At 70.1% G+C, this 8,160-nt stretch carries 9 protein-coding genes; 2 read left to right on the top strand and 7 right to left on the bottom strand.

The window, feature by feature from the left end; translation table 11 throughout:
• Window positions 1-915: FecCD family ABC transporter permease (locus CCN39_RS42310; protein ID WP_167455343.1), on the bottom strand; the 915-nt coding region annotated here is incomplete at its 3' end.
• 163 nt (window positions 916-1,078) lie between these two features.
• Here CCN39_RS42310 and CCN39_RS42305 point away from each other — a divergent pair.
• Window positions 1,079-1,696 carry a PadR family transcriptional regulator gene (locus CCN39_RS42305; RefSeq protein WP_086852135.1) on the top strand — a complete coding sequence of 206 codons (618 nt, stop codon included), beginning with the start codon at window positions 1,079-1,081 and terminating at the stop codon, window positions 1,694-1,696.
• On the opposite strand, the gene CCN39_RS42300 is transcribed toward CCN39_RS42305, so the two are convergent.
• A complete protein-coding gene (locus tag CCN39_RS42300; protein ID WP_086852133.1) occupies window positions 1,639-2,445 on the bottom strand; it encodes a class I SAM-dependent methyltransferase in 807 nt (268 codons plus the stop codon). The genes CCN39_RS42305 and CCN39_RS42300 overlap by 58 nt on opposite strands.
• 114 nt (window positions 2,446-2,559) lie before the next feature.
• Between CCN39_RS42300 and CCN39_RS42295 the strand changes: the two genes are divergently transcribed.
• Entirely contained in the window at window positions 2,560-3,405 is an 846-nt protein-coding gene (locus CCN39_RS42295) for a VOC family protein (protein WP_086852131.1), read from the top strand.
• On the opposite strand, the gene CCN39_RS42290 is transcribed toward CCN39_RS42295, so the two are convergent.
• The 5 genes from CCN39_RS42290 to rpsB all read right to left on the bottom strand — a co-directional run bounded on the left by CCN39_RS42290 (window position 3,402) and on the right by rpsB (window position 7,905).
• Entirely contained in the window at window positions 3,402-4,358 is a 957-nt protein-coding gene (locus tag CCN39_RS42290) for a phosphatidate cytidylyltransferase (RefSeq protein WP_341867730.1), read from the bottom strand. The genes CCN39_RS42295 and CCN39_RS42290 overlap by 4 nt on opposite strands.
• A gap of 302 nt (window positions 4,359-4,660) precedes the next feature.
• Window positions 4,661-5,218: a ribosome recycling factor gene (gene frr / locus CCN39_RS42285; protein ID WP_086852137.1), complete on the bottom strand. Its 558-nt coding sequence runs from the start codon at window positions 5,216-5,218 to the stop codon at window positions 4,661-4,663.
• 48 nt (window positions 5,219-5,266) lie between these two features.
• Entirely contained in the window at window positions 5,267-6,010 is a 744-nt protein-coding gene (gene pyrH / locus CCN39_RS42280; RefSeq protein ID WP_086852127.1) for a UMP kinase, read from the bottom strand.
• Window positions 6,011-6,123: 113 nt separating this feature from the next.
• Entirely contained in the window at window positions 6,124-6,939 is an 816-nt protein-coding gene (tsf, locus tag CCN39_RS42275) for a translation elongation factor Ts (RefSeq protein ID WP_086852126.1), read from the bottom strand.
• Window positions 6,940-7,029: 90 nt separating this feature from the next.
• The gene (gene rpsB, locus CCN39_RS42270; RefSeq protein WP_086852124.1) at window positions 7,030-7,905 is read right to left on the bottom strand and encodes a 30S ribosomal protein S2; all 876 of its coding nucleotides are present in this window, start codon (window positions 7,903-7,905) and stop codon (window positions 7,030-7,032) included.
• Window positions 7,906-8,160: the final 255 nt, after the last annotated feature.

Here is an 8,160-nt window from a genome sequence, read left to right as displayed (position 1 = left end):
GCGCGCGACCACGCGGCCGACGACGTCGGACACCAGCAGGAGCAGCGGCGCGAGCAGTGCGGAGTACGGCAGCAGCCAGCGGTGGTCGGGCCCGGTGACCAGCCGCGCGGCGTGCGGCACGGTGAGCCCGACAAAGGCGATCGGCCCGGCGATGGCCGTGGCCGAACCGCAGAGCACGACGACGGCGAGCGCGCACACCAGCCGCGCGACCGGCACGTTCTGGCCGAGCGAGCGGGCGACGTCCTCGCCGAGCGCAAGCGCGTTGAGCTGGCGCGCGGCGACCAGGGCGAGGAGGACGCCCGCGACCACGAACGGCACGGCCTGGGTGATCGTCGCGGCGTCGCGGCCGGTCAGCGAGCCGACCTGCCAGAACCGGTACTGGTCGAACGTGGTCTGGTCGGTGAGCAGGAGCGCGCTGGTCACCGAGGCCAGTGCCGCCGTCACCGCGGCGCCGGCGAGGGCGAGCTTCACCGGCGTCGCCCCGGCCCGGCCGAGGGAGCTGACGCCGTAGACGACGCCACCGGCGGCCGCGGCGCCCAGGAAGCCGAACCAGACGTACCCGCCGACGCTGGTGATGCCGAAGGTGCCGATGCCGAGGACGACGAAGAGCGCCGCGCCCGCGTTGACGCCGAGCAGCCCGGGATCGGCCAGGGGGTTGCGGGTGGCGCCTTGGATGACGGCGCCGGAGAGGCCCAGCGCGACGCCGGCCAGTACCCCGGCGAGGGTGCGCGGGAGGCGGAGTTCGCGGACGACGAGGTGGTCCGGGTTGCCCGCGTCGAAGTGGAAGAGCGCGTCGAGCACGGTGCCCGGGCTCAGGCCACGGGTGCCGACCCCGATGCTGAGCAGCACGGCGGCGGCCACGGCCGCGGCGAGGACCAGCAACCCGGCCGTCAGCGGGAGCGAGCGGGTCCGCACAGGTCGTTACCTTTGCTAACAGGTGGTTAGGCATGCCTAATCTAGGTCGCCGGATCTTGCCGACTCAAGTTCCGTGAGCGAGCTCACCGGACGCGGGTTGTCAGCCGACCGTTTCCGATATATCGTGAACGTGTCGCAACAGTTCGAGAAAGGAACATCAGACATGCGTAGGCCACGACACCCCTTCGCCCACGAACGTGGGCGCGCACCTTTTGGCCCCTTCGGTGGTTTCGGCGAGTTCCCCTCGGGCTTCGGCCCCGGTGGACGCGGTCGCGGCCACGGTCCGGGCCGGCGGGGTCACGGCGGACGGCGCAGCCGCCGCGGTGACGTCCGCGCCGCGATCCTGGCGCTGCTCGCCGAGCAGCCCCGGCACGGCTACGAGATCATCCGCGAGATCGGCGAGCGCTCCGGCGGCTTCTGGCGGCCCAGCCCCGGCTCGGTCTACCCGACGCTGCAGCTGCTGGCCGACGAAGGCCTGGTCATCAGCAAGGACGAGCACGGCAAGAAGCTGTTCGAGCTGACCGACGCCGGCCGCGCCGCCGCGGAGGAGCAGGACAGCACCCCGCCGTGGGAGCAGATCGCGCAGGACGTCGACCCGGTCGAGATCGGGCTCGCGAAGGCGGGCAAGAACCTGGCCGCCGCCGTCGTGCAGATCATGCGCGCGGGCTCCGAGAGCCAGCAGGCCCGCGCGGCCGAGGTGCTCAACGACGCCCGGCGCTCGCTCTACGGCATCCTCGGTGAGGACGACGAAGAGTCCGCTTCGCCGGAGACGGCGGAGTGACCAGGCAGGACGAGGCCGGTGGGCTTCACCCGCGTGTGGACGCGGTAGCCCACCGGCAACGTCAGGTCCTCGGCGCGATTCCCGTTACGCTGCAAGGACTCCGCGATCGCCTGTTCGGCGACCGGTTTGCTGAACTCGATCTTCAGCACGGCTTCGAGGTCCGCGGCGGTCGCGAAACGCCATTCGGTCGCGACGCGGCGGCAGCCGAACCCGGCCCGGGCGAAGAACCGTTCGACGGCGCCCGGGTCGTAGTGCGGTAGGTCGGCGCGCATCCAACGACCGTAGGGCTCACTGGTCACGTCGAGGTCGACGATCAGGATCGCGCCGCCCGGCCGCAGCACCCGTTCGGCCTCCGCCAGCCCCGGTTCGCACCCGGGCCCGAAGAAGTACGCCGTGCGCGCGTGCACGACGTCGACGCTCGCGCTGCGGACCGGCAGCCGCTGGGCCCGGCCCATCCGGATGTCCACGTTCGACAGTCCCTCGACGCGTTTCAGCGCGCTTCGCACCAACGGCTCGTGCGGCTCGACCCCGAGCACCGATCGCGCGTCCCGGGCGAAGCGCGGCAAGTGAAACCCGTCACCGCAGCCGACGTCCAGCACGTCCAGGCCGGTCCAGTCGTGCTCCTCCCGCAGCACCCGCCAGATCTCGCCGCCGCTGTCCTGCGCGCGGTTCTCCAGCTCGTAATCGGCCTGGTAGTACCAGATGTTGGGGCTCGGCACGACCTCCGCGCGCCGCGACGACCACCGCACCCCCGCTGCTCCTTCCGGGTCCTCGTCGCCGGGCTGTGCCCGCACGGTGGCGAATTCTTGGCGGAAAACTCACGGATCACGCCTAGAATCCGGTGGGTATCGGGAGGAGCACCCATGGCAATCGGCCCGTCCAGTACCCCGTCCCCGGTCCCGGCCGGAATTCCGTGCTGGATCGAGCTGGCCTGCCGGGAGCAGGCCGTGGCGGAGAGATTCTACGGTGCCCTCTTCGGCTGGGAGTACACCACTCAGCGAGACCCGGCGACGTCCGACGGCCGCTACGCCATCGCGGCGATCAACGGCCTCCCCGTCGGCGGCCTCTACCGCGCGGCCCAGGGTGCGCCGCTGGGGTGGATGCCGCACATTTCGGTCCCCCACACCGCGAGCGCGGCCGAGTGGGTGGAGCACCTCGGCGGGCGGATCACCCTCGGGCCGGTGGCGATCCCGGACCGCGGCACGATCATGCACGCCGTCGACGCGTGCGGCGCGCCGGTGGTGTTCTGGGAGGTGCCGCCGAACTGGGAGTTCGTCACCGGCATCCCGAACACCTTCAGCGGCGCGGACCTCAACACCCACGACGGCGTCGCGGCGGATCACTTCTACACCAAGCTGTTCACCTACGGCAGCCATCAGATCGGCGACGGCGACATGCTGGACTACGTCGAATGGCTCATCGAGCACGAGCCGGTGCTGTACCGGTACGTGATGGGTTCGGAGTACAGCCTCGAAACCCCGCCGCACTGGCTCGTGTACTTCGACATCGACCCGGCCCGCGGCGTCGACGCGGTGGCGGGCGAGGCGCTCATGCACGGCGGCACGGTGGTGATCCAGCCGTACGACACCCCGTTCGGCCGGATGTCGATCCTCGCCGACCCCGAGGGCGCGGTCTTCGCGGTGATCGACCACTCGCGCGTGACCGAAGGCTGGGGCCGCGCGGAGGTCGACGACCCGTACGACGACTAGACCGGAACGAACGCCGAAAGCAGCAGCCAGGACACGACGGCCGACGGCAGCAGCGAGTCGAGCCGGTCCATGATCCCGCCGTGCCCGGGCAGCAGCGTCCCCATGTCCTTGACGCCGAGATCGCGCTTGATCAGCGACTCGACGAGGTCGCCCAGGGTCGCGGTCAGCACGATGGCGACGCCGAAGATCACGCCCTGCCAGACGTGGCCGTCGAGCAGCAGGCTGAGGGTCAGCGCCCCGGCGACGACACCGCCGATCACCGAGCCGGCGAAGCCTTCCCAGGTCTTCTTCGGGCTGATGGTGGGCGCCATCGGGTGCTTGCCGCCGAGAACACCGGCGATGTAGCCACCGGTGTCCGACGCGACGACGCCGATCAGGAAGGTGAGCACCCGCCCAACGCCGTCTTCCGGCGGCACGAGCATGGCGGCGAACGCCCCGAAGAGCGGCAGGTACGCGGCGGCGAAGGTGGACGCGCTGATGTCGCGCAGGTAGCCCTTCGCGCCACCGGGCAAGCGCCAGAGCAGGCAGGCGAGCACGGTGAGGACGAACGCGGTGAGCGCGCCTTCCCGCCCGAACGGCCAGGCGAGCCAGATCATCGCCTGCCCGCCGACGAGCACCGGGATCATCGCAACCCGGATGTCGGCGACCCGGCGCAGCACCCCGGCGAATTCGAAGGTGCCGACCGCGATCGCGATCGCGATGATCCCGATGAAGAGGTACCGGACGGTGAGCAGCGAAACGATGATCGCGGCGCCGAGCAGCAGCGCAACCCCGATGGCCGCGGGCAGGTTGCGGCCGGCCTTGGAGGCTTTCTTGACCTCCGGTGCCGGTTCCGCGGCCGAGACCGCCGAGCTCTCCGCAGCCTCGTCGGCCCGGGGAGCTTTGGCTGAGGTCGCCGAGGTCTGCGCAGCCTCGCCGGCCCGGGGAGCCTTGGCCGAGGTCTGCGCGGCCACGCCATTGGCCGACCCCGCCGCAGCCGTGGTCCGCGAGGCAGCCGGCGGTTCCGCCGCGGCGGAACCGGCGGCCGACAGCCGGGCCACTTCGCCCGAGCTCTCCGGAACGACCGGCGTCTCCGCCGCCCGGCCGGTTTCCGAGGTCGCCGAAGCCTCGCCCGGTGCCGTGCCCCCGGCGGTCCCCGGGAATTCCGGAGTGGCCGGGCTGCCGGCGTCGGCCGGCTCCGGCGTCCCGGGCGCGGCCGCCGGGTGTGCTCCGGTGGCGTCCACCCGGTCCTCGCGTTCCTCGCTCACCTGTGCCATCAGACCTCGAGCAGCTCGGCTTCCTTGTGCTTGACCAGCTCGTCGACCTTGTGCACGTAGGTGTCGGTCAGGTTCTGCAGTTCCTTCTCCGCGCGCGCGACGTCGTCCTCGCCGGCTTCGCCGTCCTTGGCGATGCGGTCGAGTTCGTCCTTGGCCTTGCGGCGGACGCTGCGGATCGAGACGCGGGCGTCCTCGCCCTTGCCCTTGGCGACCTTCACCATCTCCTTGCGCCGCTCCTCGGTGAGCTGCGGGATGACGATGCGGATGACCTGGCCGTCGTTGCTCGGGTTGACCCCGAGGTCCGACTCCCGGATCGCCTTTTCGATGGCGTTGAGCTGCGACTGGTCGTACGGCTTGATGAGCGCCATCCGGGCTTCCGGCACGTTCACGCTGGCCAGCTGGTTCAGCGGGGTCGGCGAGCCGTAGTACTCGACGACGATCCGCGAGAACATCGCCGACGAAGCCCGGCCGGTGCGAACCGACTGCAGCTCGTCCTTGGCGACGGACACCGCTTTTTCCATCTTCTCCTCGGCATCGAGGAGGGTCTCGTCGATCACGGTCACTCCCGTAGTTGTGATGGGTGGCGCTTGCTGATCCCAGCAGGTCTAGGCCGGCACCCCGGCAGCGGGGGTGCTGACCAACGTGCCGATTCTTTCACCACTCACCGCGCGGGCGATGTTCCCCTCGGTGAGCAGGTTGAACACGATGATCGGCATGTTGTTGTCCATGCAGAGGCTGAACGCCGTCGCGTCGGCGACCTTGAGGTCCCGCTCCAGCACCTCGCGGTGGGTGATCTCGCGGAACATCTCGGCGGTGGGGTCGGCCTTCGGGTCCGCGGTGTAGACGCCGTCGACGGCCTTCGCCATCAGCACGGCTTCGCAGCCCAGCTCGAGCGCGCGCTGCGCGGCCGCGGTGTCGGTGGAGAAGTACGGCATGCCGACCCCGGCGCCGAAGATCACGACGCGCCCCTTCTCCAGGTGCCGCTCGGCGCGGCGCGGGATGTAGGGCTCGGCGACCTGGCCCATCGTGATGGCGGTCTGCACGCGGGTGGGCAGGCCTTCCTTCTCCAGGAAGTCCTGCAGCGCCAGGCAGTTCATCACGGTGCCCAGCATCGCCATGTAGTCGGCGCGGTCGCGGTCCATGCCGCGCTGCGACAGCTCCGCGCCCCGGAAGTAGTTGCCGCCGCCGATCACGACCGCGACCTGGACACCGGTGCGGGCGACGTCGGCGATCTGCTGCGCGACCGAGTGGACGACGTCCGGATCGACGCCGATCGAACCACCGCCGAACATCTCGCCGCCCAGTTTCAGCAGCACCCGCCGGTAGCCACCTTCGACCCGGTCACCCATCTATGTCGCCTCCTACGCCCCTCGGCCGTTTTTTGTCATATCCAGACCTGACAGTGCCCCGTCCCCGATGGACGGAGACGGGGCACTGGTGAAACCTACGCCCGGACCTGGCCTCAGGCCTGGCCGACCTCAAAGCGCGCGAACCTGGTCAGCGTCACGCCGGCCTCGTCGAGCAGGGCCTTGACGGTCTTCTTGTTGTCCTTGACCGACGGCTGCTCGAGCAGGACGTTGTCCTTGTAGTAGGCGTTGACCTTGCCCTCGATGATCTTCGGCATGGCCTGCTCCGGCTTGCCCTCTTCGCGAGCGGTCTTCTCCGCGATCGAGCGCTCGTTCTCGACGATCTCGGCCGGCACCTCGTCGCGGGTCAGGTACTTCGCGCGCAGCGCGGCGACCTGCATGGCGGCACCGCGGGCGGCTTCGGCGTCGTCACCGGTGAACTCGACGAGCACACCGACGGCCGGCGGCAGGTCGGAGCCGCGGCGGTGCAGGTAGGTCGCGGTCTGGCCCTCGAAGGCCACGACGCGGCGCAGCTCGAGCTTCTCGCCGATGCGGGCCGACAGCTCCTGGACGACCTCGTTGACGGTCTTGCCGTCGAGCTCGGCACCCTTGAGCGCCTCGACGTCGGAGGTCTTGAGGGTCTTCGCGACCTCGACGATCTTCGCGGCGAGCGCCTGGAAGTCGGCGTTCTTCGCGACGAAGTCGGTCTCGGAGTCGAGCTCGATGAGGACGCCGCCGTCGCCGGTGACCAGGCCCTCGGCGGTGGCGCGCTCGGCGCGCTTGCCGACGTCCTTGGCGCCCTTGATGCGGAGGAACTCGACGGCCTTGTCGAAGTCGCCGCCGTTCTCCTCGAGGGCCTTCTTGCAGTCCATCATGCCGGCGCCGGTCATCTCGCGCAGGCGCTTCACGTCAGCGGCGGTGTAGTTCGCCATTCTGGTAAATCCGTCCTTTGCAGGAAATCTGTGGGTTGCTACACCCGTGCGGCCGGCCCACGGGGGCGCGGCCGCACGGGCGGTGGAGCATCAGGAGGAGGCGGTCGCCTGCTCGGTGGCGGCCTCGGCCGGGGCCGCCTCGACGGCAGCGGCGGCTTCGGTCGCGTCGGCGGCGGCGGTCTCGGAGCCGGCAAGCAGCTCCTTCTCCCACTCGGCCAGCGGCTCGTCGGCGGCGACGCCCGGCTCCGGCTTCGTGTCGGCGGACGCACCGTTGCGGCTGGAGCGCGCCATCAGACCGGCGGCCGCGGCCTCGGCGACGACCTTGGTCAGCAGCGCGGCCGACCGGATGGCGTCGTCGTTGCCCGGAATCGGGTAGTCGACCTCGTCCGGGTCGCAGTTGGTGTCCAGGATCGCGACGACCGGGATGTTCAGCTTCCGAGCCTCGCCGACGGCGATGTGCTCCTTCTTCGTGTCGACGATCCACACCGCGCTCGGCACCTTCGCCATGTCGCGGATACCGCCGAGGGTCTTCTCGAGCTTGTCCTTCTCGCGGGTCAGCGTCAGGATCTCGCGCTTGGTGAGACCTTCGAAGCCACCGGTCTGCTCCCGCGCCTCGAGCTCCTTCAGGCGGAGGAGGCGCTTGTGCACGGTCTGGAAGTTGGTCAGCATGCCGCCGAGCCAGCGCTGGTTGACGTAGGGCATGCCCACGCGCGCGGCCTCGTTGGCGATGGCTTCCTGAGCCTGCTTCTTGGTGCCGACGAACATGATGGTGCCGCCGTGCGCGACGGTTTCCTTGATGAACTCGTACGCACGGTCGATGTAGGTCAGCGTCTGCTGCAGGTCGATGATGTAGATGCCGTTGCGCTCGGTGAAGATGTAGCGCTTCATCTTCGGGTTCCACCGACGGGTCTGGTGCCCGAAGTGCACGCCGCTGTCGAGCAGCTGCTTCATGGTGACGACGGCCATTGCCGGAATCACACCTCTTCTGTGTAGTGCGCGCTCGCGGTGCCACCGCGGACGCGCTGCTCGGTTTGTCGCTCCCGGCCGGGTGGCCGTTCGCCCTGGTGCCCGCGCCGGCGTCCGGACCCCGGGAGTGAAGGACCCCTGAGGACCGCCGGACCCCGTGCGCTCCCCCGGCTGTTTCCAGAAGGGAGAACGCGCACGTGCACGCGAAGTCAGCCCGCTGAAACGGACTGCGCAAAAGATTCTACCCCCTCCCAC

This window comes from Amycolatopsis kentuckyensis, from assembly GCF_002155975.1.
In the GTDB taxonomy this organism is placed as follows: Bacteria; Actinomycetota; Actinomycetes; order Mycobacteriales; family Pseudonocardiaceae; genus Amycolatopsis; species Amycolatopsis kentuckyensis.
This window is presented reverse-complemented; position numbering and strand designations above follow the sequence as displayed.

Coding starts and splice junctions, on each gene's coding strand:
- CCN39_RS42295 (WP_086852131.1), top strand. CDS start 2,560: ATGGCAATCGGCCCGTCCAGTACCCCGTCCCCGGTCCCGGCCGGAATT.
- pyrH (WP_086852127.1), bottom strand. CDS start 6,010: ATGGGTGACCGGGTCGAAGGTGGCTACCGGCGGGTGCTGCTGAAACTG.
- tsf (WP_086852126.1), bottom strand. CDS start 6,939: ATGGCGAACTACACCGCCGCTGACGTGAAGCGCCTGCGCGAGATGACC.
- CCN39_RS42305 (WP_086852135.1), top strand. CDS start 1,079: ATGCGTAGGCCACGACACCCCTTCGCCCACGAACGTGGGCGCGCACCT.
- rpsB (WP_086852124.1), bottom strand. CDS start 7,905: ATGGCCGTCGTCACCATGAAGCAGCTGCTCGACAGCGGCGTGCACTTC.